At 66.9% G+C, this 24,056-nt stretch carries 25 protein-coding genes; 7 read left to right on the forward strand and 18 right to left on the reverse strand.

Features of this window, described 5'->3' with window-relative positions:
- Window positions 1-129 precede the first annotated feature (129 nt).
- The 3 genes from PRN20_RS21565 to PRN20_RS21575 are packed head-to-tail and all read right to left on the reverse strand — an operon-like array spanning window position 130 to window position 4,258.
- Window positions 130-816, reverse strand: coding sequence for an E3 binding domain-containing protein (locus PRN20_RS21565; protein ID WP_273959724.1), 687 nt, complete (start codon window positions 814-816; stop codon window positions 130-132).
- On the reverse strand, window positions 816-1,829 hold the full coding sequence (locus PRN20_RS21570; protein WP_273959725.1) for a C-terminal binding protein: 1,014 nt from the start codon (window positions 1,827-1,829) through the stop codon (window positions 816-818). The genes PRN20_RS21565 and PRN20_RS21570 overlap by 1 nt, the downstream gene beginning before the upstream one ends.
- Window positions 1,830-1,861: 32 nt before the next feature.
- On the reverse strand, window positions 1,862-4,258 hold the full coding sequence (locus PRN20_RS21575) for a thiamine pyrophosphate-dependent enzyme (protein WP_273959726.1): 2,397 nt from the start codon (window positions 4,256-4,258) through the stop codon (window positions 1,862-1,864).
- Between the two features lie 152 nt (window positions 4,259-4,410).
- Here PRN20_RS21575 and PRN20_RS21580 point away from each other — a divergent pair, with 152 nt between their 5' ends.
- Window positions 4,411-5,169 (forward strand): HpcH/HpaI aldolase family protein, encoded by a 759-nt coding sequence (locus PRN20_RS21580; protein WP_273959727.1) that lies wholly within the window; start codon window positions 4,411-4,413, stop codon window positions 5,167-5,169.
- 144 nt (window positions 5,170-5,313) lie between these two features.
- Here PRN20_RS21580 and PRN20_RS21585 read toward each other — a convergent pair whose 3' ends face one another.
- Window positions 5,314-6,534, reverse strand: coding sequence for a mandelate racemase/muconate lactonizing enzyme family protein (locus PRN20_RS21585; RefSeq protein ID WP_273959728.1), 1,221 nt, complete (start codon window positions 6,532-6,534; stop codon window positions 5,314-5,316).
- A gap of 90 nt (window positions 6,535-6,624) precedes the next feature.
- Between PRN20_RS21585 and PRN20_RS21590 the strand changes: the two genes are divergently transcribed.
- The 4 genes from PRN20_RS21590 to PRN20_RS21605 all read left to right on the forward strand — a co-directional run bounded on the left by PRN20_RS21590 (window position 6,625) and on the right by PRN20_RS21605 (window position 10,642).
- On the forward strand, window positions 6,625-7,422 hold the full coding sequence (locus PRN20_RS21590) for an SDR family NAD(P)-dependent oxidoreductase (protein ID WP_273959729.1): 798 nt from the start codon (window positions 6,625-6,627) through the stop codon (window positions 7,420-7,422).
- A 4-nt stretch (window positions 7,423-7,426) separates the two neighbouring features.
- Window positions 7,427-8,275 carry a transketolase gene (locus PRN20_RS21595; RefSeq protein ID WP_273959730.1) on the forward strand — a complete coding sequence of 283 codons (849 nt, stop codon included), beginning with the start codon at window positions 7,427-7,429 and terminating at the stop codon, window positions 8,273-8,275.
- Window positions 8,272-9,258 carry a transketolase family protein gene (locus PRN20_RS21600; protein ID WP_273959731.1) on the forward strand — a complete coding sequence of 329 codons (987 nt, stop codon included), beginning with the start codon at window positions 8,272-8,274 and terminating at the stop codon, window positions 9,256-9,258. The genes PRN20_RS21595 and PRN20_RS21600 overlap by 4 nt, the downstream gene beginning before the upstream one ends.
- A 199-nt stretch (window positions 9,259-9,457) precedes the next feature.
- A complete protein-coding gene (locus tag PRN20_RS21605; protein WP_273959732.1) occupies window positions 9,458-10,642 on the forward strand; it encodes a mandelate racemase/muconate lactonizing enzyme family protein in 1,185 nt (394 codons plus the stop codon).
- Between the two features lie 133 nt (window positions 10,643-10,775).
- Here PRN20_RS21605 and PRN20_RS21610 read toward each other — a convergent pair whose 3' ends face one another.
- From PRN20_RS21610 to PRN20_RS21670, 13 genes are all read right to left on the reverse strand, one after another.
- Entirely contained in the window at window positions 10,776-11,810 is a 1,035-nt protein-coding gene (locus PRN20_RS21610) for a LacI family DNA-binding transcriptional regulator (RefSeq protein WP_273959733.1), read from the reverse strand.
- A 97-nt stretch (window positions 11,811-11,907) separates the two neighbouring features.
- The gene (locus tag PRN20_RS21615) at window positions 11,908-12,801 is read right to left on the reverse strand and encodes an aldose 1-epimerase (RefSeq protein ID WP_273959734.1); all 894 of its coding nucleotides are present in this window, start codon (window positions 12,799-12,801) and stop codon (window positions 11,908-11,910) included.
- The gene (locus PRN20_RS21620; protein WP_273959735.1) at window positions 12,785-13,357 is read right to left on the reverse strand and encodes an SDR family NAD(P)-dependent oxidoreductase; all 573 of its coding nucleotides are present in this window, start codon (window positions 13,355-13,357) and stop codon (window positions 12,785-12,787) included. Before PRN20_RS21620 ends, PRN20_RS21615 begins: the two co-directional genes overlap by 17 nt.
- An 8-nt stretch (window positions 13,358-13,365) precedes the next feature.
- Window positions 13,366-14,145: an SDR family NAD(P)-dependent oxidoreductase gene (locus PRN20_RS21625; RefSeq protein ID WP_273959736.1), complete on the reverse strand. Its 780-nt coding sequence runs from the start codon at window positions 14,143-14,145 to the stop codon at window positions 13,366-13,368.
- Between the two features lie 95 nt (window positions 14,146-14,240).
- Entirely contained in the window at window positions 14,241-14,615 is a 375-nt protein-coding gene (gene mnhG / locus PRN20_RS21630; RefSeq protein WP_273959737.1) for a monovalent cation/H(+) antiporter subunit G, read from the reverse strand.
- Complete coding sequence (locus PRN20_RS21635; protein WP_273959738.1) at window positions 14,612-14,893, reverse strand: K+/H+ antiporter subunit F; 282 nt, start codon at window positions 14,891-14,893, stop codon at window positions 14,612-14,614. The genes mnhG and PRN20_RS21635 overlap by 4 nt, the downstream gene beginning before the upstream one ends.
- A complete protein-coding gene (locus PRN20_RS21640; protein WP_273959739.1) occupies window positions 14,890-15,372 on the reverse strand; it encodes a Na+/H+ antiporter subunit E in 483 nt (160 codons plus the stop codon). Before PRN20_RS21640 ends, PRN20_RS21635 begins: the two co-directional genes overlap by 4 nt.
- Window positions 15,373-15,408: 36 nt before the next feature.
- Window positions 15,409-16,965, reverse strand: a complete 1,557-nt coding sequence (locus PRN20_RS21645) for a monovalent cation/H+ antiporter subunit D (RefSeq protein ID WP_273959740.1) — start codon at window positions 16,963-16,965, stop codon at window positions 15,409-15,411.
- A gap of 1 nt (window position 16,966) precedes the next feature.
- Entirely contained in the window at window positions 16,967-17,299 is a 333-nt protein-coding gene (locus PRN20_RS21650) for a Na+/H+ antiporter subunit C (protein ID WP_273959741.1), read from the reverse strand.
- Window positions 17,299-20,226 carry a monovalent cation/H+ antiporter subunit A gene (locus PRN20_RS21655; protein WP_273959742.1) on the reverse strand — a complete coding sequence of 976 codons (2,928 nt, stop codon included), beginning with the start codon at window positions 20,224-20,226 and terminating at the stop codon, window positions 17,299-17,301. Before PRN20_RS21655 ends, PRN20_RS21650 begins: the two co-directional genes overlap by 1 nt.
- Window positions 20,227-20,669: 443 nt before the next feature.
- A complete protein-coding gene (locus PRN20_RS21660; protein WP_273959743.1) occupies window positions 20,670-21,155 on the reverse strand; it encodes an NUDIX hydrolase in 486 nt (161 codons plus the stop codon).
- A 12-nt stretch (window positions 21,156-21,167) separates the two neighbouring features.
- Entirely contained in the window at window positions 21,168-21,611 is a 444-nt protein-coding gene (gene rnk / locus PRN20_RS21665; RefSeq protein ID WP_273959744.1) for a nucleoside diphosphate kinase regulator, read from the reverse strand.
- A 499-nt stretch (window positions 21,612-22,110) separates the two neighbouring features.
- Window positions 22,111-22,317, reverse strand: a complete 207-nt coding sequence (locus PRN20_RS21670) for a hypothetical protein (RefSeq protein WP_273959745.1) — start codon at window positions 22,315-22,317, stop codon at window positions 22,111-22,113.
- Between the two features lie 551 nt (window positions 22,318-22,868).
- Between PRN20_RS21670 and rnk (PRN20_RS21675) the strand changes: the two genes are divergently transcribed.
- On the forward strand, window positions 22,869-23,273 hold the full coding sequence (rnk, locus tag PRN20_RS21675; RefSeq protein ID WP_273959746.1) for a nucleoside diphosphate kinase regulator: 405 nt from the start codon (window positions 22,869-22,871) through the stop codon (window positions 23,271-23,273).
- The gene (locus PRN20_RS21680) at window positions 23,270-23,686 is read left to right on the forward strand and encodes a hypothetical protein (RefSeq protein WP_273959747.1); all 417 of its coding nucleotides are present in this window, start codon (window positions 23,270-23,272) and stop codon (window positions 23,684-23,686) included. Before rnk (PRN20_RS21675) ends, PRN20_RS21680 begins: the two co-directional genes overlap by 4 nt.
- A 63-nt stretch (window positions 23,687-23,749) precedes the next feature.
- Here PRN20_RS21680 and PRN20_RS21685 read toward each other — a convergent pair whose 3' ends face one another.
- On the reverse strand, window positions 23,750-23,893 hold the full coding sequence (locus PRN20_RS21685; protein ID WP_273959748.1) for a hypothetical protein: 144 nt from the start codon (window positions 23,891-23,893) through the stop codon (window positions 23,750-23,752).
- Window positions 23,894-24,056: the final 163 nt, after the last annotated feature.

The raw sequence follows: 24,056 nt of genomic DNA on the forward strand, positions 1-24,056 counted from the left end.
CTCCCCCTTGAGGGGAGGGATTGAGGGAGGGGGTGGTGCGATGATCACCGATGGACCCCCACCCCCCGGCCCCTCCCCTCAAGGGGGAGGGGAGCGCAAACCTATGCCCATCACCGACATTGTGAGCACTCACGCCAGCAACCGCAGCGGCAGCTCCAGGTACGCCTTGAACCGCGTCAGGAACTCGGTCGCTGCATCCTCGCTGACCTCTGCCGCGTCGAACGACAGCAGGCATTCGCCTGTCGCCGGTCCAGCGGCCAGCACCAGCCGCATGCTGCGTCCCGGCTTCAGCGGCATCATCACCGGGCGGATGTCGGTGGCCGCGAGCAGCTTCAGCGACAGTGTCGCGGGCTCGGCCGACTGGTCGCCGCCGGCTTCGATCGCTGCCAGCCGCCGCGCCCGGAGCGGGCCGAGCGAGCCCTTGCGGATATCGGCGAATACCAGTTGCCCGGCCTTCTGCTCCAGCGCCACCGGCGCCCCGGCGAGGCTGCCGGTCTCGGGCACATCGTCGAGCGCACACCCGGCGGCGCGCAGCACTACGTCCTCGAGCGTGAACGGCGTATCGGCATCGGCGAAGCCGGCCAGCAGCTGCAGCAGCGTCGCCAGCTGGATGGTGGTGCCAAGCGCCGACGCCTGCGGTCCGCTCACCGCAGCCGGGGCAGGGGGGCGGGCCACATGTGCCGGGATATCCGCCGCGACGATGCGGCCGTTCGGGCCGGTGCCCTTCAGCACCTCCAGCGACAGGCCACGCTCGCGCGCCAGCCGGCGGGCATAGGGCGAAATGGCGCGGCGGGTCTGGAGTGCGGTGGCGGTCATCAGCGCTTCAGGTATTCGCGGTTGACGCAGTTGGTCAGCCGGCCCTCGGCGAGGTAGGCATGCACCACCTCGATCGATTTGAGCCGCAGGTCGACCATCGAGGCGGGGCTGTAGAACGCCGCGTGCGGGGTGACGATCAGCCGGTTCTTGATCCAGTCCTCGCCGGCACGCCACGCCTTGATCAGCGGATGCTCGAGATCGCCCGGCTCGTTCGGCAGCACGTCGAGCCCGGCACCGACCACGGTGCCCTTCTGCATCGCGGCTTCCAGCGCCGACACATCGATGATCGGACCGCGCGCCGTGTTGACGACGATCAGCCCCGGCTTTGCCGCGGCAAATGCCTCGGCCCCGAGCAATCCGCGCGTCTCGTTGCTGAGCGGCGCATGCACCGACACCACGTCGGCTCGAGACATCAGCTCGTTGAGCGAGTGCACGCGTTCATAGCCGGTGGAGAGATCGACACCGGAGAGCAGGTGCGGGTCGTAAAACACCACCTTCATGTCGAAGGCGGCGGCGCGCCGTGCCGCGGCGAGTCCGATGCGGCCGAGACCGACAATGCCGAACGTGGCGTTCTTGTGCCGCCGGATCAGCGGCGCCTGGTTGAAATGCCAGTTCTCGGCGCCGCCCGCGACGAGCGTGTTCGGATAGGTGTAGCTCCCCCGCGTCAGCGCCAGCATCAGCGCGATCGCATGGTCGGCAACTTCCGTCGTGCCGTAGTCGGGCACGTTGCAGGCCGGGATGTTGCGCGCGCCCCAGCCGACGGTGTCGATATTGTCGAAGCCCACGCCGGAACGCACCGCGATCCGCGCATTGGGGAACGCAGTGGGCGGCAACGGCACGTTGTGGGCGGGGGAATAGTTGATCACCGCATCGACAGTCTTTGCGGTCTCCGCATCCAGCGTCGCCGCCGTGTCGTTGGTGGAGCGGGCGAGGATCAGCTCGATATCCGGATAGTGCTTGCGCTCCAGTTCGGCCTCGTCCGCCGCCTGCCAGTTGACGCAGTAGATCTTCATCGTTCCTCCCGCTGCCTGCCGGCAGTCTCGATTTACTTCCGGATGCCGCCGATGCGGCCGCCCATTGGCACTACGGCGCCGACCGGCTGGTCGATGGCGCTGAGAATGCCCGAGGCCGGCGCCTCGATCTCCACAACCGCCTTGTCGGTTTCGATCTCGGCGACCACGTCGCCTTCCTTCACCGCATCGCCGACGGCCCTCAGCCACTTGACCAGCGTGCCCTCGGAGACGGTGAGGTCGCCGAACGGCATGTTGATCGGCTCGTCGTCGGTGTTTGCGGCCGGAGCTGGAGCGGCGACGGGGGCTGGCTGGGCGACCGGTGCGGGCGCGGCTGTCGCCGTCGCGGCCTCGATGCCGGTGGTGTGCCAGTGATCGGGCACCGGCGCCTTGCCGGCGATGACGCTGCGCACCCCATCCATGATGTGCGCCACATCGACCAGCATGGCACGTTCCAGCACCGGCGCGAACGGGTGCGAAGTCGGCGCGGTGTGCAGCCGCCCGGCCGGGCCGTCGAGTTCGTCATAGGCCAGTTCGTTGATGGTCTGGGCAATCTCGCCGCCCATGCCGCACATCGCCCAGGCCTCGTCCACCACCAGCAGCCTGTGCGTCTTCTTCACGCTCTCGACGATGGTGTTCACATCGAGCGGCATGATGGTGCGGAGGTCGACGACCTCGACATCGGTACCCTGCGCGGCGAGCAGGTCCGCCGCCTCCAGCGCCCGCGCCACCATCTGCCCGGCCGCAACGATGGTGATGTCCTTGCCGGCGCGCGCGATGCGGGCGGAGCCGAACGGCACATAGTGGTCCTCGCCCACCGGCACCGGGCCCTTCGACGCAAACAGCGCCTTGGGCTCCAGCATGATTACCGGGTCGCCGCCGCGCAGTGCGGTTTTCATCAGCCCCTTGGCATCGGCCGGGTTGGACGGCACGCAAACGATCAGCCCCGGCATATGGGCGAACAGTGGATGGTACATGCCCGAGTGATGCGGGCCGGAACTGCGGAGCGCGCCGGCACCGGCGCGCACCACCATCGGCGCGCTCATCTCGCCATTGCTCATGTAGCGGAGCTTGGCCGCCTGGAGGAAAATCTGCCCGGTGGTCTCGAAGGCGAAGTCGGCGAACATCAGGTCCGATACGGTGCGCGTGCCCGTCGCCGAGGCGCCAACCGCCGCGGCGGTGAAGCCCTGCTCGGAGATAGGGGTGTCGACCAGCCGCTCGGCGCCGAACTCGTGCCAGAGGTTCTTGGTGTGGGCAAAGCTGCCGCCGCGCTCGCCGGTCCCTTCGCCGAAATAGAGGATCGCGGAGTTGGCGCGCATCTCCTCGGCGATGCCGTCGCGCACCGCCTCGAGCCAGCCCTGGACCTTGGTCTCGCCGGCAGGGCGAGCCCGCAACGCCTCGGGCGGATTGATCGGGCTGGCATAGACGTGGCGGCGCACCGTCGACGGATCGGGCTCGGGCGAGTTGCGGGCGAACTCCAGCGCCTCCTGCACGATCCTGTCGATGTGGGATTCGATGTCGGCCAGGTCGTCGGCGTCGGCGATGCCGTAGTCCTCAACGAGGCGCTTCCTGAACATGTCGATCGGATCGCGCTTGATCCAGGCGTCGACTTCTTCCTGCGTGCGGTAGGTGCCGATCACCGGGTCACCTTCGTGGTGCCCCACGGTGCGGTAGGTCTTGGCCTCGATCAGCGTCGGCCCCTTGCCTGAGCGGGCGCGCTCGGTGGCTTCCTTCATCGCCAGCCAGACGGCAAACACATCGTTCCCGTCCACCGCGACGCCCGGCATGCCGTAGCTATCGGCCTTGGTGGCGATCTCGGGGTTGAGCGTGATGGATTTGAGCGGCGTCGCCGTGGCGTAGAGGTTGTTCTCGCACACGAAGATCGCCGGAGCGTGGTTCACCGCGGCGAAGTTCAGCCCCTCGTGAAAGGCGCCATGGTTGGCCGCGCCGTCACCGAAAAACGCCACGCCGATATCGTCGCGGCCCTGCGCCCGGGCGCTCATGCCGATGCCGACGGCATGGCCGATACCGGCGCCGACAATGCCGTTGGTGCCGAACAGCCCGACCGAGCGATCATAGAGATGCATGGTGCCGCCGCGGCCGCCGCAGATGCCGTCGGCCTTGCCGAACAGCTCCGCCATCACGCGTTTCGGGTCCGCGCCCTTGGCCAGCGCGTGGCCGTGCCCACGATGCGTGGAAGTGACCCAGTCGGAGCGGCGGAGGTGCGCGCAGACGCCCACGCCGGTCGCTTCCTGGCCGATGTAGAGGTGGAGGAAGCCCGGCGTTTCGCCCTTGCGGCAGGCAACCTGGGCGACGCTCTCGAACTTGCGCAGCAGCACCATCTGCTCAAACAGGCCGATCAGCACCTGCTTGTCGGGCAGGTTGCCCGCGCCAGTCTGCTGCGCACCCTTGCGCATCGCCGAAATTGTCACAGCAAGCCTCCCTGCGCCGTCCCGATTCCGGGTCCAGTTTGCGCGCCATCCACGGAAAGAATAGATTATAATAGCATAATGTCTAGGCGGAAAGTTCCTGTCGCCGAAGCCCGCCGCAGCGGCTACGAAAGTGCCGACAGGGAGGATTTTCCATGAGTTTGCCGCCGCTTCGCACGCGCCTCAAGAACGGTGCGCCATTGCTGGCGCCGTTCTCGATCATCCCGTCGATCGAAGTGGTCGAGTTGATCGCGCTCGCCGACTATGACGGCGTGATCCTCGACCTCGAGCATGGCGCGCATGGCAGCGAGGCGCTCGGCCCGCTGATCCTCGCGGCGATGGCGCGCGGCATCTACCCGCTGGTCCGGGTGCGCAGCAGCGAGCCCACCGAGATCGGCGCCGCGCTCGATGCCGGTGCCGCCGGAGTGATCGTGCCGCAGATCGGCTCCGTCGCCGAAGCCGAGCGTGCCGTGCGGGCGGCTCGCTTCGCTCCCGAGGGCAATCGCGGCGCCAACTCCTTCGTCCGCGGTGCCGACTATTCAGGCCGCGCCGAATGGTTCGCCGAGGCCAACCGCGATGTCGCCGTGCTGCTGATGGTCGAAGGCGCCGGCGGGGTCGCGGCGCTGCCGGAAATCCTGAAGCTCCGGACCCTCGACGGCATCTTCCTCGGTCCGCTCGACCTATCGCACGCGCTCGGCGTGCCGGGCGAGATGAGCCATCCCAGGGTGGTCGAGACCATCGAGGGCGTGATCGATGCCTGCAAGACGGCCGGGGTCACCACCGGCATTTTCGCCGGCACCAGCGAGGCAGCGCGCCGCTGGATCGGGCGTGGCGTGACGCTGGTCGGCGCAGGCGTTGATACCGCCCTCATCCTCAAGGGACTGAAGGCGGCAATGGCCGAGATCCGCGGCTAGGCCCGCACCTCTCCCTTGGGGGAGAGGTCGACGCGAAGCGTCGGGTGAGTGGGCCTTTCACCCACACCGGCGCCCACAAGGCCCCCTCACCCGGCTCGCCTGCGGCGATCCGACCTCTCCCCCAAGGGAGAGGTGACGCGGTGCCTACATGCCCGTCCGCCGCACCGTTGCATCCGGCCGCGTGAACAGCTCGTCGCGCAGCTTCATGCCGAGCCCGGCGCCGTCGAGCGGCGCGACGCGGCCGTTGGTGACCGGCGGCAGGTCGGCGACGATCTCGGTGTACCAGCCGGTGAAATAGGCCCGCACCGCCTCCTGGTAGATGGCGTTGGGCAGCGTCGCCGACAGTGCGCAACTGGCGGCGTAGACGATCGGGCCGGTGCAGTCGTGCAGGGTCACGGGCAGCTCGCTCGCCTCCGCCATGTTGGCGATCTTCCGCGCTTCCGATAGCCCGCCGCACCAGGCGAGGTCGATCATGATCACCGAGGCGGCGCGCTTGTCGATCAGCTGCTTGAACACCTGCCGCGAGGCCAGCCGCTCGCTGGCCGCGATTGGCGTCGAGGTGTGGCGGGCGAGTTCGGCCATCGCGTCGAGCTCGTTGTAGCGGATCGGCTCCTCCAGCCAGGCCACGTCGTAGGGCTTCAGCGCCTCGGCGATGCGGAGCGCCGGGGGCAGGGTCCAGAGCCCGTGCAGTTCGACCATGATCTCCATGTCGCGGCCGACCGCCTCGCGGATCCGCTTGAACGGCTCCAGCGCCTTGTCGAGGTCGGCGAGCGAGATGCGGGTGCCGTTCGAGGCCTCGGCGGCGATATCGAACGGCCAGATCTTCATTGCGCCAATGCCTTCCGAGAGCAGGCTCTTCGCCAGCTTCCCGGCATCGAACCGCCAGGCCAGCAGGTCCTCGTAGGGACCGTCGTTCGAGTCCCCGGCCTTGAGCGACCAGTCCTCGGTGCGCTCGAACAGCGAGTTCTTCTTGCTGGCGCGGACGTGCTTGTAGCCGGCGCATGTGTTGTAGATCGGGACCGACTGGTGCGTGCGGCCGCCGAGCAGCCGCCACAGCGGCTCGCCCAGAGCCTGCCCGTAAATGTCCCAAAGCGCTATGTTTACTGCGGAATTCCCGCGCACTTCGGCGCCGGAATCGCGGGCGCCGACATAGACGCTGCCCAGCGTCCGGTCGTGCAGTTCGATGTCGCGGGGGTCCTTGCCGATCAGGTAGGGCGCGACGTTGTCGTGGATGTAGCTGGCGACCGGGCCGGGGGCCCAGAAGGTTTCGCCGGTGCCGATGATCCCCGCGTCGGTGTGTAGCCTCAACCAGAAGATGAAGGGAAATTCCGCCAGTTGTAGTGTCTCTACAGCGGTGATTTTCATGGAATTCCATCCCCCATTCGCATGCCCGTTGACAGTCATTTATGGTACCGGTATCAGTCGCGTCAAGATGTCCGGGGGGAGGACGCCATCTTGGCTGCGAATGCGAACGAGGCGATCCTGAAGCGCGCGCTGGTGACCGGTGCAGCAGGTGGGCTGGGGCGCGAGGTTGCCATCCAGCTGGCGCGCCGCGGCTGCGCTGTGGGGATCGCCGATATCAACGCCGCCGGCACCGCTGAGACCGCGCGACTGGTCGAAAAAGCTGGCGGGCAGGCGCTCGAGATCGTCGGCGATTTCACTATGGAGGGTGCGCCTGAGGCGGCGGTCGATCAGGTCGTTGCGCGCTGGGGCAGCATCGACATCCTCGTCAACAATGCCGGCTATGGAGTGATCGAGCCGTTCCTCGAGTCGAGCTACAAATCCTGGACCCGCACGCTGGCACTCAACGTCACGGCGTTGGCGATGGCCAGCAAGGCGGCGGGCCGGGTGATGCGCGAGCAGCGCTCCGGCCGCATCGTCAACATCACCTCGCCGGGCTCGCGCATGGCGCTGCCGGACTACACCGCCTACACCGCCAGCAAGGCCGGGGTGGACTCGATCACCCGGGCCCTGGCGGTGGCGCTGGCGCCCTATGGCGTGCTGGTGAACTCGCTGGCGCCGGGCATGATGGACACCGAGATGCAGCGCTCGACCGAGGTCGAACTGGCCCGCGTCAACGGCCGCAGCAACGACCTGCAGGCGTTTCTCGACGAGCGTACCCGTCGGGTGCCGCTGGGCCGCCGCGCCGAGATCGCCGAAGTGGCGGAGTCGGTGGTGTGGCTCTGCCTCGATGCGCCCGCGTACATGACCGCCGAGCGGCTCAACATGTCCGGCGGCCTCGACAAGGATTGACCCGATGACCCGCAACTCGCCTCCAGCGGAGGCCGATATCGCTGCGCTCAAGGCGCGCGCCACTGTGCTGCGCCGCCATATGCTGACGATGGCCCGCGGGCAGGGCGCCGGCTATATCGGACAGGGGCTCGGCATAGCCGACGCTCTGACGGCGCTCTACTTCCACGAGCTGCGCTACGACCCCGACAATCTCGGCTGGGCCGACCGCGACCGTTTCCTCTTGTCGACCGGGCACTACTCGATCGCTCTGTGGGCCGCGCTGGCGGAGGCCGGGATCATCCCGGTTGCGGAACTGGTCACCTATGGCGCCGACAACAGCCGGCTCGAGATGTCGACGCTCGACACGACGCCCGGCGTCGAGCTGATCGGCGGCTCGCTCGGCCACGGGCTGGGGCAGGGGGTGGGGCAGGCGCTCGGCCTTCGCCTCGATCGTTCCGACGCCCGCGTCTTCGTCGAACTCTCCGATGGCGAAATGCAGGAGGGCTCGACCTGGGAGGCCGCGATGTCCGCCAGCCACTTCCGGCTCGATGGCCTCGTGGCGCTGGTCGACTGCAACGGCATCCAGGCCGACGGTCCGGTCGTGCTCGACATGGAGCCCGTTGCCGACAAGTGGCGGAGCTTCGGCTGGGAGACGTTCGAGATCGACGGCAACGACATGGACGCTGTGGTCGCAACGCTCGCCACTGCGCGCCAGCGCAACGGCAAGCCCAAGGCGATCGTGCTGCGCACGCTGCCCGGCAAGGGCGTCCGCCGGATCGAGGAGAGCGAGAAATCGCACTTCTTCCGCGTCGATGTCGGCCAGTGGGACTCGATCATCGACGAGTTCGAACAGAGCGTGGGAGCCAGGTCATGAGCCGGGCGATGGAAGCCGGTCGCACGCTGGCGATGGGCGAGAACGAGGCCGCCGGCGGTGGCCGCAAGTCGGTCGATGCGCCGTTCGGCAAGGCGCTCGCCCGCATCGGGCAGCAGCGGCAGAACATTGTCGGGCTCACCGCCGATCTCGGCAAATACACCGACATCCACCCGTTCCGCGACGCGCATCCCGATCGCTTCTTCAATGTCGGCATGGCCGAGCAGAACCTCGTCGCCGCGGCGGCGGGGCTTGCCCGCACCGGCAAGCAACCCTTCGCCACCACCTATGGCGTGTTCGCCAGCCGCCGCGCATTCGACTTCGTCGCCATCGCGCTGGCGCACTCCAATCTCCATGTGAAGATCATTGCCGGCCTGCCGGGGCTCACTACCGGCTATGGCGGCACGCACCAGGCCATCGAGGACCTGGCGCTGATGCGGATGATCCCCGGGCTCACCATCATCGACCCGATGGACGCCACCGAGATCGACGCCGCCACCGTCGCGATGTCCGACCATCAAGGACCCGTCTACATGCGGCTGCTGCGTGGCGCCGTGCCGGTGGTGCTCGAGCCGGGCTACAAGTTCGAGATCGGCAAGGCGCTGAAACTGCGCGACGGCAAGGATGTCGGCATCATCTCGACCGGCTTCATGAGCGAGCGGGCGATCGACGCGGCGGCGGTGCTGGAAAAGCGCGGCATCTCGGTGGGCGTGCTGCACGTGCCGACGATCAAGCCGTTCGATGCGGAGGCGGTGGCGGAGTTCGCCGCGTCGGTCGGGCAGGTGGTGACGGCGGAGAACCACGTGGCGGTCGGGGGGCTGGCGAGCCTCGTGGTGGAGACGTTGTTCGATGCGGGAATATCGACGAAGGTTACGCGCATCGGCCTGCCCGATCGTTACATCGAATGCGGCGCCGTCCCGACGCTGCAGCAAAAGTATGGGCTGACGGTCGAGGCGGTCGTCGCCACCATAGGGGCACTGAAGTAGCCCCACCCGCGATGTCATTCCCAGTGGGGAGACGATGCTATCGCCTCCCTCCCCCTTGAGGGGAGGGATTGAGGGAGGGGGCGGTCCGGTGATCACCGATGGACCCCCACCCCCGCCCCTCCCCTCAAGGGGGAGGGGAGCAGAGAGCTTTCGCTGGGATGACATCGAGTGGGTGGAGAACGTTGGGGGAGGACAGCCCATGAAAATCACCGAGATCGAGACCTTCACCGTCGGGGCCGGCTGGAAGAACTGGCTGTTCGTGAGGGTGCACACCGATGCCGGCATCTACGGCATCGGCGAGGGGACGCTGAATGGCTTCATCGCCACCACCGAGGCGGGGGTGCACGAGCTGAAGCACCTCGCCATCGGGCAGGACCCGCGCCGGATCAGTTCGCTGTCGAAGCGCATGCTCGACAGCGTGTCGCTCGATGGCGGCCATATCCACCGCACGGTGATTGCCGCCGTCGAGGTCGCCTGCTGGGACATCCTCGGCAAGAGCCTGGGCGTGCCGATCCACCAGCTGCTGGGCGGCCAGGTGCGCGACAGCGTGCTGGGCTACGCCAATGGCTGGTACCGCACCGAGCGCACGCCGGAGAACTTTCTCGAAGCTGCCAAGGCGGTGCTCGCCAAGGGCTTCAAGGCCTTCAAGCTCGACCCGTTCGGCACCGCGCAGGGCTTCATCGCGCGCGACGAACTGGAGCTCAGCTACGACATCTGCCGCATGCTGCGCGACAAGCTGCCGGCCGACACCCGCATCCTCATCGACGTGCATGCGCGCTTCACCGAGATCGCCGCGCTGAAGGCGGCCGAGCGCTTTGCCGATCTCGATATCTACTGGTGGGAGGAGCCAACTTCGCGCGACCGGCAGGAGACCGTGCACGAAGTGGCGCACCGCTCGCCGATCCCGGTGGCGACCGGCGAGATGTACGACACCGTCGGGCAGTTCTATGCGCTCGCGGCTGGCGGCGGGGTGAACATCTTCCAGCCCGAGCCGATGTCACTGGGCGGCATCGGCCCCTCGATGCAGGTCGCGAACCTGGCGCTGGCGCATGGCAGCTACATCGCCCCACACCAGAGCGGTGGTCCGGTGGCGACGGCGGTGTGCCTGCAGCTGGCGGCGGCGGTGCCGAACTTCCTGATCCAGGAGCATTTCGACGCCTTCAACGATGCGTGGACGTTCGACCTCGTCACCTGGCGGCCGACGGTTGATCCGAAGAAAGGCCATCTGTCGCTGCCCGATGCGCCGGGGCTCGGCATCGACCTCAACATCGATGCGATCAAAGAGCACCCGTACGATCCGAACGCCTATCTCAACGTTCATACCGAGGGGTGGGAGCAGCGGTTGGGGACGGACGCGCAGAACAAGGCGAAGACGAAGGGGTAGAGCGTTTCGAACCTACTGCCCCTCACCCCGACCCTCTCCCCAGCGGGGAGAGGGGGCGATGTGGCACTGCCCGTGCAAAGTGCGTCCCCTCTCCCCGCTGGGGAGAGGGTCAGGGTGAGGGGCAGTCCCGCACCTAGGCACTCTCGCGATCCACGATCTCGAACCCCAGGCTGGTGATGGTCGCCAGCTTCTGCTTGCCGCCGAGGCGGTCGAGAAGCTGACGCACCGCGCGGCGGCCCATCTCGTAGCGGTTGACCTTTACCGTGGTCAGCGGCGGGTAGAGCTGTGCCGCGAGGTCGACGTCGCCGTAGCCGGCGATCGCGATCCGGCCGGGGATGGCCCAGCCGCGGCGGTGGCACTCCTGCACGGCGCCGATTGCGAGCGTGTCGGATGAAAAGAAGATCGCGTCGATATCCTTGTGGCGCTCGGTCAGCGTCGCCAGTGCCTCTGCACCGCCGGCGGCGGTGATGGGTACTTCCACTTCCATCGAGGCGTGGTTCCTGATCCCGAGTTCGGTGAGCGCCGCGTGGTAGCCGGTGCGCCGCTGCTGCAACCGGTCGTTGCCGTGGATCGGCGTCGACACGAACCCGATGCGCTTGTAGCCCTTGGCGGCGAGATGCATCGTCATGGCGTAGGCGGTCTCGAAGTTCGAGACGCCCACCACCATGTCGATGGGCTGCCGGCCCTTGATCTCGGAGATCTCGACCACCGGCGCGCCGCTCGAGACCAGCAGTTGCCGCGCCACCTCGCTCTGCACGAAGCTCTGGAGGATCATCCCCGCCGGGCGCCAGCCGAGCAGGGTGCGGATCGAGGCTTCTTCGGCTTCGGTGGTGAACTCGCCCTGCACCAGCAGCATCGAATAGCCGCCCTGGTGACACTCGTCCGACATGCCCTGCACTTGCTCGGCAATGCCCGAGTTGATCAGCGGCGGCACCACGGTGCCGATCATCCGGCCGTTGCCCTTCATGCTCGAGGCCAACCGGTTGGGCACGAACCCCGCCGCTTCGATGGCTTCGAGCACCTTGGCGCGGGTCGCCGGGGCGACCATGTCGGGGTTGGAGAGCACGCGCGAAACGGTCATCGGCGCGACGCCGACGCGCTTGGCGATCTCGCGCACTCCCAACCGCTCCAACGGCTTCTTCTCGCCGCCGTCTTCCGACCTGGCCATGCGCTACTCCCGAAAACCGGGCCGAACCATAGTCGCCGCGGGCGCTTCGCGCCAGCATCGGGGGCTCAGGCGACGGCAGGTGCGTAGCGGCTCCGGCCTAGATCCGGAACGGCTCGAAGCGAAGCGTCCCTTCCGTGCTCTCGCCCGGCGCCAGCACGATCACGCCATCCTCCGCATCCCCGAACCCTTCCGGCCGGTTGAATGCTCCCGAGGCATTGGTCTGCGGTTCGACGCAGAATACGTTGAGCGCCGGATCGGCGTAGAACATGACGTGCCTGTAGGGCGCGTCGCCCTTCATGGTGATGCCCGCACCGCGGCTGGGGAAGCTCACCGTGGCGCTGCCGTCCCAGCCGCCGTAGTCGCTGCAGCGCCAGTATCTGGGCAGCGGCTGCGTGGTGTCGAACGATACGTCCGGCGGCAGGGTGATGCGCTGGCCGATCATCCCTTCGGGCTCGTTGAGGTGGAAGGTTCGGGCCCGGAACTGCACGGTGGTATCCGCATCCCGGTCGAACCAGGGATGATGGCCGAAGCCGAAGGGCATGGTGCGTTCGCCGGTGTTGGTCACCCGCGTCACCAGTTCGAGCCCGGCATCGGTGAGCGTGAAGCGCTGCTCGGCGCGATAGGAGTAGGAGGAGGGATCGGCCACCTCCAGTGACAGCACCGCGCTTGCCTTGCCGGCCTGTTCGGCAGTCCACGGCCGGTGCCAGGCGGTGCCGTGCACGTGGTAGATCTCGGGCGGGTTGTTCGCCGCGAACTCGTAGCGCTGCCCCTCGAACTCGAAGGCATTGCCGCCGATCCGGTTGGCGAAGGGGATCATCGGGAACGACGCGACGCCCAGCACATTGCCGGCTTTGCGGCTGGCATCCGAGAGCGGCCGCATCACGTCGATGCCGTCGATCTGGAAGCGCGCGATACTGCCGCCGATCGCCGGCGCCAGATCCACCGCGAGGCGGCCGGCACGCAGTTCGAGATGTTCAGAAACTGCGGCCATAGCCGGCACTCCATCCGCCGTCGACCGACAGCATTTGCCCAGTGGTGTAGGTGTTGAGCGGGTCGCAGAAGAACAGCACCGTGTCCGTGACTTCGGCCACGGCACCCGGCCGCTTCACCGAGGCATGCCCGAGCATCGCCGCATCGCCCGCGACCAGTGGCTCGCCGACGGCGCCGACGCCAATCGCGTTCACCAGCACCTTCGGCCCCAACTGCATGGCCATGGTGCGAACGGTTGCCAGCACGCCGGCCATCGCCACCGAGTATTCCGGATGGCGCCGCATCGGCATTCCCGCCGCGGCCGAGACGAGGAACAGGATGCGTCCGTTGCCGCGTGCGAACATGGCCTCACCGGTCGCACGTGCAGCCTGCATTTGCGGCGTCGGATCGTATCCGCCGACCGGCAGCAGCGGCATAGACACGATCAGGATATCGGGCAGCGATGCGGCGGCGTCGACCGTCGCGCCGTTGGCTTGCAGCGCCTCGAGTGCGGCCGTCGCGACCGGGTTCTGCTCCCCGCGCAACTCGACGAGTGTGTTCTGGAGTTCGATCCGCATGGCACGCCTCACATCATGTAGCCGGCGGTCCAGCCGCCATCGACGGCCAGAACCTGGCCGTTGATGTAGCCGGCGCCGGAGGAACTGAGGAACAGCACAGCCTCGGCGATTTCCTCGGGCGTGCCGGGGCGTCCCAGCGGCAGGTGCTGCATGAACTCGGCGGTGCGTCCGGCGAACTTGCCGTCGGCGCCGTAGAACAGCGAGCGCGTGCCCTCGGTCATGATCGAGCCCGGCGCGATGGCGTTGGTGAGGATGCCCTGCGGGCCCAGTTCCAGTGCCATCGAGCGGGTCATGTGGATGATGCCGGCCTTGGCCGCGACGAACGGGCTCTGGAGCCGCATCGCCGCGAGCCCCACGACCGAGGCGATGTTGATGATCCGCCCGCCTTCGCCCTGCTTCACCATGGGCTGGAGCGCGGCGTGGCTCATCAGGTAGAGCCCGTCGAGATCTATGCGGGTGATGCGCTCCCACTCCTCGAGCGGGAAGGCGTCGATGTTCACCCGGTGGACGAAGCTGTTGACCCCGGCATTGTTGACGAGGATGTCGATCCGGCCGTAGCGGGCGATGGTCTCGGCGACGCCGGCCTCGGCGGAGTCGCGGCTGGAGATGTCGATCACTGCCGCCATGGCGCCGGGGAGGGTGGCCGCGTAGGCCTCGGCGCCCTCGCGGTTGATGTCCGCGATCACGACGCTGGCGCCATTGTCGCTCAGCCGCCGGGCGATGGCGCGGCCGATCGCTCCTGCGGCGCCGGTGACCAGGGCCACCCGCCCGTTCAAATCAACCTGCATGTCGGTGACCCTCCTGACATGCTATTATAATAGGTTGGAGGTGGTGGCAATCGACGTTGGTGGAGCGGCCTCAGCGCCGGAACCGGCGCCTCAGGTCAGTGACCTGTCGTCTCGCCGCGTTCCGCCTCGACGGCGTCGGCGGCGACGTCGTGCCCTTCTGCCCGATCGCGATAGAGCGCCGCGCGGGCGAGGAGCATCAGCGTGATCGGGGTAGTGATGGTCACGAAGATGAGGATCAGCAGTTCGTGGAGGACCGGGCGGGCCTCGCTCACCGAAAAGTAGATCATCGAAGCGACGAGGATGAAGGCCGCGCCGAAGCTGGTTCCCAGCGTCGGGGCGTGGATGCGCTGGTAGAAGGTGGGAAAGCGGGTCAGCCCGATGGTGCCGGCGAGCGTGATCAGCGCGCCGGCCAGAAGGCAGAGCGCTACGAGTATGGCCGCCCACTCGGGCAAGGCATGGAGCGCGTTCATTCGATCACCTCGCCGCGCATGAGGAATTTGGCGAGCGCGGCAGTCGCGACGAAGCTGAGCAGTCCGATCACCAGCGCCGCCTCGAAGTAGATGGTCTGCGAGGTGCTGATGCCGAAGGTCACGAGCATCAGCATGGCGTTCAGGTAAAGGCTGTCGAGTGCCAGCACCCGGTCCTGCGCGCGCGGCCCCTTGATGAGACGCCAGCACGACAGGCACATGGCGATGCCGAGCACCAGCTGCGACGTCGAAATGGCCAGGGAGAGGATCGTCGAGGTCATCGGAATATCTCCAGGAGCAACGCCTCATAGGTGCGCTTGATCGTCTCGGCCCAGGCAATCCCGTCACCCGTGTCGAGGACGTGGACAAGCACGGTATTGTTGGTCGAGCTGTGGCTCACCCAGGCGCTGCCGGGCGTTGCCGTGATGATGCAGGCGAGGATTGCTAGGGCGTTCGGGTCGCGCAGCTCGAGCGGGATCGTGACGAACACCGACTGGGGCTCGCGACGACCCAGGACCAGCAGGAGCACCGCGAGGTTTGACCGGCAGATGTCCCACAGCACCAGCGCGACGAGCTTGAGCACCAGATCGAACCGGCGGATCCTGACACGCGGCAGGCCCAGCGCCGAGGCGGCGCCGCAGCCGAGGCTCGCGACGATCGCACCGAGCAGCAACTGCCCGGGGTCGATGCTGCGGGCCAGCAGCAGCCACATGGCCAAGAGGCTGAGCCAGAGGAGGGGATAGGGGAACAGCCTGGTCATCGGGACGCCTTTTTGCCTCGGTTGGTCCGCATGGCGTCAGCCTGCGGAAAGGGCGTAGAGCCCTTCCGCCATGTTTTCCATGTAGGCCATGGCCGGCGCCGCCAGCACCAGAAGCGCGACGCACAGGCCGAGGAACAGCGCGATCGGACCTATCTCCACCACGCGCACCAGGGGGACTTCTCCTGCCGACGGAACCCAGAAGCGGTTGATGCCGGTGCGTAGCAGCCCGAGCATCGTCGCGAAGCCGGAGACGATGAGCAGGGCGACGAGGACCCAGGTCGAGGCGCCCACGCCCGCCCCGGTATCGCTCCCGATGACAGCGGCCATCATCATGAACTTGGCCAGGAAACCCGACAGCGGCGGCATGCCGGCCAGCAGCATGGCGCACAGGGCAAAGCTGATGCCCAGGGTGGCCATAGTGGCCGGTATGGTGATGCCCACCTCCTGCTCGCGCTCCACCTCCTGCTCGTCGCCGAACGCTTCGAGCGTGACGGCCAGGATATCCGCCTCGGGCGCGCGACCCCGCTCCAGCAGTTCGCTGAGCAGGAACAGGCAGGCGATCGTGAGCGTCGAGATCACGAGGTAGTAGACCGCGCTGGCGGTGACCGCCGGGTCGCCATAGCTCAGCATGGCCAGCAGGGTCCCCGAGGACACCAGAACGCCGAACCCCACCATGCGCGGCAGATCCTGCGACGAGAGGAAGCCGACGGTGCCGAAGACGATCGTGGCCATGCCGCCATAGAGGAGCCATTCGTGGCCGAAACCCTCCGCCCCATAGGCGCCGAGCAGGACCGACAGCCGCAACAGGACATACACCCCGACCTTGCTCATGATGGCAAAGAGCGCTGCCGCGGGTGGGCTGGCCGCTGCGTAGGCGGTCGGAAGCCAGAACCCGATCGGCCACATCGCCGCCTTGCCGAGGAAGGCGATGCCGAGCAGCGCCAATCCGGCTTCGAGGAGGCTCCGCGACTCGGCCGGCACCGTCGGCAGCCGGGCGGCGATATCGGCCATGTTGAGCGTTCCGGTGACGGCGTAGACGAGGCTGACACCGAGCAGGAACAGCGAAGACGCGGCAAGGTTGAAGGCGATGTAATGCAGGCCCGCGCGCACGCGGGCATTGCCAGAGCCATGCAGCAGCAGGCCGTAGGAGGCCGCGAGCATCACCTCGAAGAAGACGAACAGGTTGAACAGGTCGCCGGTCAGGAAGGCGCCGTTCAGGCCCATCAGCAACAGCTGGAAGAGCGTATTGAAGTGCGATCCGCCCCGATGCCACCGGGCGGCTGCGTAGCTGATGCAGCCGAGCGCGAGGAACGAGACGAGGGCGACCATCACCGCCGACAGGCGATCACCCACGAGCGTGATCGCAACAGGAACCGGCCAGTTTCCGAGCCGGTAGACCTCGGTCAGGGACCCGTCGCCGGTGCCGAACTTCCAGAGCAGCAGCAGGCTCACGACCAGAAGCAGCAGGGTGGCGGAGATGTTGATCGCGAGCTTTGTGGCGGCGTGCCGTTCGTTGATCAGCGTCAGGATGACGCCGGCCAGCATCGGGACCACGATAGGCAGGATGACGAGGTGATCGACGATTGCTGTCATCTCAGCGCTCCCGCCCGTCGACATGGTCGGTGCCGGTCAGCCCGCGTGAGGCCAGGAGGACCACGAGGAACAGCGCCGTCATGGCAAAGCCGATCACGATGGCGGTGAGCACAAGCGCCTGGGGTACCGGGTCGGCATAGGTGGCGATGTCCCGGCCCGTCTCGAGGATGGGGGCGGCATCCGACTTCAGCCGGCCGGTGCTGAAGATGAAGAGATTGACGGCATAGGAGATGAGCGAAAGGCCGATGATGACCTGGAAGCTCCGCGGCCGCAGGAGCAGCCAGATCCCCGATCCGGCAAGGACGCCGATGCTGAGCGAGATGACGAGTTCCATCAGGCCTTCTCCCTTTCAATCATGGGAGCCGTCTTGCCCGGGGGTTGCGCGTCCCGTTTGGCGGAGCGCAGGGACTGGTGCGCGATGGCGATCAGCATCAGCACGGTTGCGCCGACCACGAGGATGAACACGCCGATGTCGAAGAGCAGGGCGCTCGCAACGGGAACCCGGCCGAGTACCGGCACGTCGACATACTGGAAACTGGTGGTGAGGAACGGGTACCCGAACAGCCAGGAGGCAGCGCCGGTCACAAGCGCAAGCAGCAGGCCGGTGCCGATCCAGTAGACGGGCAGGATGCGCAGCCGCTCCTCGGTCCAGCGGGTGCCGCCGGCGAGGTATTGCAGGATGAAGCCGATCGCGAGCGTGATGCCGGCGATGAAGCCGCCCCCGGGGAGGTCATGGCCGCGCAGGAGGAGGAACGCCGCGAAGGTGACGATCACCGGGAAGAGCCAGCGCATCAGGACGGAGGGAACGTAGAGGAACTCGGACAGGATGGTTCCCTCCTTGTGGTCGTCGCGCTGGCTTTCGAAGGCGCTCTGCACGCGCTGCTGCTCGGGACGGGGGATGCTGTCGGCAGCAGGGCGGAAGCGGCGCAGCAGGGCATAGGTGGCCAGCGCCACGATGCCGAGCACGGTGATTTCGCCGAAGGTGTCGAAGGCCCTGAAGTCGACGAGGATCACGTTGACGACATTGCGTCCGCCACCCTCCGTATAGGCGTTCTCGAGCAGGAAGCGGGCGATCCCGTCGGGGGCATCGCGGGTCATGACGGCGTAGGACAGCAGGGCGATGCCGCCGCCGGCAATCGTCGCGAGGGCGAGGTCACGCAGACGGTGCAGGCTGAAGCGGCGGAACGGATCGATCTCACTGGTTTCGAGGCGCTGGGGCAGCCAGCGCAGGCCGAGGAGAATGAGGATGGTCGTCACCACCTCGACGAGGAGCTGGGTGAGTGCCAGGTCCGGGGCGGAATACCAAACGAAGGTGATCGAGGTGGCGAGCCCGGCGCCCCCCAGCAGCATCAGGGCAACCAGCCGGTGGTACTTGGCCTGAACCGCGGCGCCGACGGCACAGGTCATGCCGACGACCCATACCAGCGCCAGCCCGGGATCGAACGTGGTTGGGGGCAGGGGGAGCAGGCCGATGCCGCCGAGCGTGGGGATTGCCGCGGCGAGCGTTGCGACCGCGACGAGGAGGACGAGCTGCGGCTGCAGCCGTCGCGTGCCGAGCAGGCGCTCGGCGGCCTTGGCCCACCGCACCGAGAGCAGGATCAGCAGACGCTCGAAGATGCGGGGGCCGACGATATGGCCGATGAATGGCGGGGCCTCGATCCCACGGGCGAGGTATTTCTGCAGCAGCAGGAACAGGATCACGCCTCCCGCCAAGGCGACAAGGCTCATGGCCAGGGCCCAGTTGAAGCCGTGCCAGACCGAGAGGCTGTAGTAAGGCATGTCGGGCCCGAGGACCGACTTCACCGCGGTCGCGAGGAACGGGCCGATCGTCAGCCCGGGGATGATCCCGACGAGCAGACAGATGAGCACCAGGATCTCGATCGGCCGGCGCATGAGGGCAGGAGGCTCATGCGGCACGCGGTCCAGCTCGGTGGGCGGAGGACCGAAGAACACGCCGTGGACGAAGCGCAGCGAGTAGGTCACGGCAAACAGGCTGGCGACGATCGCCACGGCAGGCAGCGAGACATCGACGAACGGAATGGGATTGCGCAGCGCGGTCTCGCCAAAGAACATCTCCTTGGAGAGGAAGCCGTTCAGCAGCGGTACGCCGGCCATGGCGGCGCTGGCAACGATGGCGAGCGTCGCGGTGGCGGGCATGTATCTGTACAGGCCGCTCAGCTTGCGGATGTCGCGCGTGCCCGCCTCATGGTCGATGATGCCGGCCGCCATGAACAGCGATGCCTTGAAGGTGGCGTGGTTGACGATGTGGAAAACGGCCGCGACGAGGGCCAACTGCGAGTTCATGCCCAGCAGCGTCGTGATCAGGCCGAGGTGGCTGACGGTGGAATAGGCAAGCAGGCCCTTCATGTCCTGCTGGAAGATCGCCGAGTAGGCGCCGAGCAGCAGGGTGGCGAGGCCGACATAGGTGACGATCCAGAACCAGGTGGAGGTCCCGGCCAGCACGGGCCAGAACACGGTCAGCAGGAACACGCCGGCCTTCACCATCGTGGCCGAGTGCAGATAGGCCGAAACGGGCGTCGGCGCGGCCATGGCGCGCGGCAGCCAGAACTGGAAGGGGAACTGCGCGCTCTTGGTGAAGGCGGCGAGCAGGATCAGCAGCAGGGTCGGGGTGTAGAGCGGATCGCTCCGCACCTTGTCTCCCGCTGCCAGCACCACGTCGAGATCGTAGCTGCCCACGATGTGCCCCAGCAGCAGCATGCCGCCGAAGAGGGCGAAGCCGCCCGCGCCGGTGATGACAAGCGCCATGCGGGCGCCGTCGCGCGCCGCGGAGGTATGGTGCCAATAGCCGATCAGCAGGAACGAGAAGACGCTGGTCAGTTCCCAGAAGGCGACGATCTGTATCAGGTTGCCGGACAGCACAATGCCCAGCATGGCGCCCTTGAACGCAAGGAGGAACGCCAGGAACCTCGGCATCGAGTCCTTGGGCGACATGTAATAGTGCGCATACAGCACGATCAGGCCGCCAATTCCGGCGATCATGGTGGCGAAGAGCCAGGACAGGCCGTCCATGCGAGCGACGAGGTTCAGTCCGAACTGCGGCAGCCAGGTCAGTTCGTTCCGCAGAACCGTGCCGTCGGCGACGCTGCCGTAGAGCCACAGGCAGCTCGCGGTCAACGCCACGGCGACAGCGCCCGCCAACAGACTTGCAGAAGACCGGGCGCGGGCGGGCAATAGCCAGATGGCGAGCGCCCCTATGAAGGGCAGCAGAATGATGAATGGAAGCAGCGCAACACCTGACATAGTCCCACATACTGTTGAAGTCTGGCCGACGGGCAACCAAACAATAGTTGCAGAACCCTGCAGGATTGCAGTCACCTCGGGGAGCTTGAGGGGCAGCCGCTGCCCCGGAGGGCGCGCGGGGAACGCCATGAGCTCCCCTTCGCGGTCAGGGATGGTGAAGCGACGTGGCCGCTACCAACCCACCCCTGTCTTCATGCTCCTAACAGCCAGACCTTGGGTCTATCAGCGCACCCTGGGGTACACCGATAGCTCTCGGGTGCATGAAGGCCGTCAAGGCTCCTGGCCCGGCTCTTGCTGACGCAGGTAACCGAACCAGGCACCTAGCCTGCGGTGGGACAATCGAGCGCAAGATTCGACATGGGGGACATAGAGAAGGACGAGCTTTTCGATGTCAACTCATGGGTCTGCGACCCATACGCGCGCAGGGACCGGCAGCGGCGGGGTCAGCCCAGCATCATGCGGCAGGCCGCGATGTCGTTGAGGAAGCGCGAGAGGTCGGGTTCGAACACCATCGAGGCCGCCACATCCAGGCGAAACCAGGCCCGTTCCCGCTGGTTCATCTCGTCCCAGGTCGCGTGCTCCTCGACGACGCGGAGCGCGTAGATCGTGGCCCTGGCCGGCCGCGAGCGGTTCTCGCCGAGCACCCGCACATAGCGATAGGTGCCGATCGGGGACGGCGAGATCACTCCTTCGACGCCGGCTTCTTCTCGCGCTTCGATGAGGGCCGCCGTTGCATCGGTCACCCCGGCCATGGGCCAGCCCTTGGGCAGCATCCATTTCTTGTTGGTGCGCGAGGTCACCAGAAGGATCTGCAACTCGCCGCCATCGTCGAGGCGCCACGGCAGCGCCGCGACCTGCCGGTGGTCTTGCCGGTTGTCCTGCCTGTGGTGGCCAGGCGAGGCCTTGGTGCCCTTGTCGATGGTGCTCATTCCCGATCGGCCTCAGGCCGCACTCGGCGGCATAGGGTCGTCGGCGTCCACAGGCTGCATCACGCGCAGCGCCGTCAGCATCTGCCGGCGTCCATCCGGCGCGAGCCAGGTGATGGACTGCCCACGGCGCAGCCCGATCAGCGCGACGCCGATCGGCGTCATGACCGAGACGAGGCCGCTCTCGCTGTCCGCTTCGGCCGGGAATACCAGCGTGACTTCCCGTTGTTCGCCTTCGCCAGAGCGATAGCGCACGGTCGAGCCCATGCGGACGACATCGGCGGGCAGCTGCTCGGGCGCAACGACGCTGGCTCGCCCCAGTTCGTAAAGCAGGGCGTCAGCGACCGGGGCCGCGGTGTCGAGCGCGGCGTGGGCCAGACGGCTGAGATGGCCGTGGTCATCGGCGGTCAGCACGATATCCGGTGTGAGCGGGAAGCTCTGAATGCTGGTGATGTTCATGACGAGGTTTCCTCTCCGCAGGATATGCGGATGGTTCTTCTAGGTGTGTTGGGGAGCGCGACAGGTGCGGCTTGCCCCTAAGCCCGGGCGCGCCGCACCGGACCTAGGGTCGTTTGCCTTCCGCCGATAGGGTCCGGCGGACAACCAAGCACGAAGTATCTCGGAAAGTCGTCATGGTACAAAGGTAGCCCCCGGGACCGGGTTGTCAATACCGGCGCCGTGCTTGATCGTTCATCCCTAGGTCCTATGCAGGTCTCATGAGCAAGCGAAAAGTCAAAATGCCGGTGCTTGCCTGCAAGGCTCGCCCACAAGCAGGCTTCAAGCCCTGAGCCGATCCTGGCGAGTCCGGACGGGCTGAGCCATCTCTGCGCTCCTGTCAGTTGCAGCCCTGAACGTCGGCCACGGGCCTGCGAGTGGCCTTCCTCGAGTGTGGAAAGTTCGTCTCCGGGAGCGCGTGGGGCACGCCGCTCCCGGAGGTCGCGCGGGAAACCCGCGGCGATCAGGGCAGCGTGGCGGGCAGTGCCGCAACCAGGCGCGCCCTGTCATCGAGAGACTTGAGACGGATCGTCATCGCCTCGGTCTCGATCGGAACCTGCGGGGGCATGCTGTACTCGAGGTTCGGCAGGTTGGTGCTCATCCACTCCTTGAAGCGCTTGAGCTTGTTGCCACCGGTGATGGAGAAGGTGAAACCGTACTTGAACGTCATGGCCAATGTTCCTCAGTCGCGCCCGCGCGGCCCCGTCTGAGGAGCAGCGGCAGCGGTGCGCCAACGGATCGGACTCGCTCCGATCCAACCAAATGTCTGGAAGGTGAACTTGATTAACCTGGCCCGGCTCTTGCTCGCGCAGTTAGCCGAACCAGGCTAGAGGCCTATGAGGAGGCTCAGCCGCTTGGGGCCGCTATGCAAAGGATACTTCGCCATGCCCATAATGATGGCGGCTTAACCGGGAAAGTCAACCGGCGGGCGGCTGCGACCTAAGGACCATAGCCATGTAAGCTTGACTTGCCTTCCAAAATACCTACCTTCGAAACCATGAGAATGATTGTCGCCATCGATGTCATTTCGGTACGCGCCGGGGGTCGTCTCCTCGAAAGCGTTTCGCCCTAGGCCCGCGTAACTTGCGCCCACCGGGCTTAGGCAAATGAAGCTGCAAAGGTAGCCCTGCTTCCGTCAGCAGCCAAAGCGCATCCACCCATTCGTCTGGTTTCGTTGACCAGGGCCCGTCGGCCCCGGTCCGTTCTTGCGCGGGTATAGCGATGCTTTCTCATTCCCGGCCGCCCCGGATTCTCGTTGGTCGAGCCGAACACAACGCCCTTGTGGTCCTCGCCATGACCGGTTCCGGTCATACCGCCGAGGCCGCCGACGATCTGAACTACGAGCTCGACCGGGCCAAGGTCGTCGGCGACGAACTGGTCCCCGCGGACACCGTCCGCATGGGGTCGACCGTGACCTTCCGGCAGGACGGAGGGGAGCGGCGCACCGTCACGCTGGTCTATCCGGAACATGCCGATCCGGATTCCGGCAAGCTCTCCGTACTGACCCCCATCGGTACGGCGCTGCTGGGGCTGCGCGCAGGCCAGTCGCTCCGCTGGGTGTTTCGTGACGGGAGCGCGAGCCTCGTCAGTGTTCTCTCGGTGACTGCCAACGGAGGCAGGCGATGAGTTTCAGCCTGTCGCAGGCCCTCGCCGAAACCCGCCTCCCCGACGTGCCGCCGACCATGCTGACGACGGCCGACTACTTCACGCTGCAGGCCCTGGAACTGCCGGCGACGGAGGATCGCGACCACCTGGCTGCGTTCCTGAGGCGCAAGCTCAGCACGGCGACCGTCGCGTTTCCGGCCGATATCGGCGCCGATATCGCCACGATCGGCAGCGAGCTGCACTACGTGGTCGGGCAGCGTTCGGAAAAGCGTGTGCTCGTACCGGGCAGGACCGACGAGGCCGAGAGGCTGTTCGTCGGGTCGCAGTACGGATTGGCGCTGGTCGGCATGCGGAGCGGCCAGTCGATGCAGGTGGCCGGTGCAGGCGGCGAGCTCGAACGCCTGGAACTGGTGAGCATCCGCCGCGCCGCGTGACACCGCCAACGGTGCCTCCTGACACAACAAAGCCGACGTCGGGTGACGTCGGCTTTTTTTCGTCTAGCGCCCGAGTGGCAGAGCAAACCACCACACGCGCTTCAGCTTCTTCTTGGCCTCGCGCAAGGCGACCTCGTGGTCCTGGGCCTCGCGGGCGAGGGTTCCGCGGGCCACGGCTCTGGCCGCATCGGGTCTTCTGCTGGTCAATACTCTATCCTTCGACGTGCTAGCGGGCTTCCCCCTGGGGGTCTGCGAACAGGTGGTCGGGCACCCCTCGGGGCGAGGTGTAGGACCTCCGGCACCAGGGACAGCGCTGGGCCGCGAGGGGACGGGGCGCGTTGCAGGACCGACAGTAGCGACGGGTAGACAA

The organism is Devosia sp. ZB163 (assembly GCF_028613635.1).
In the GTDB taxonomy this organism is placed as follows: domain Bacteria; phylum Pseudomonadota; class Alphaproteobacteria; order Rhizobiales; family Devosiaceae; genus Devosia_A.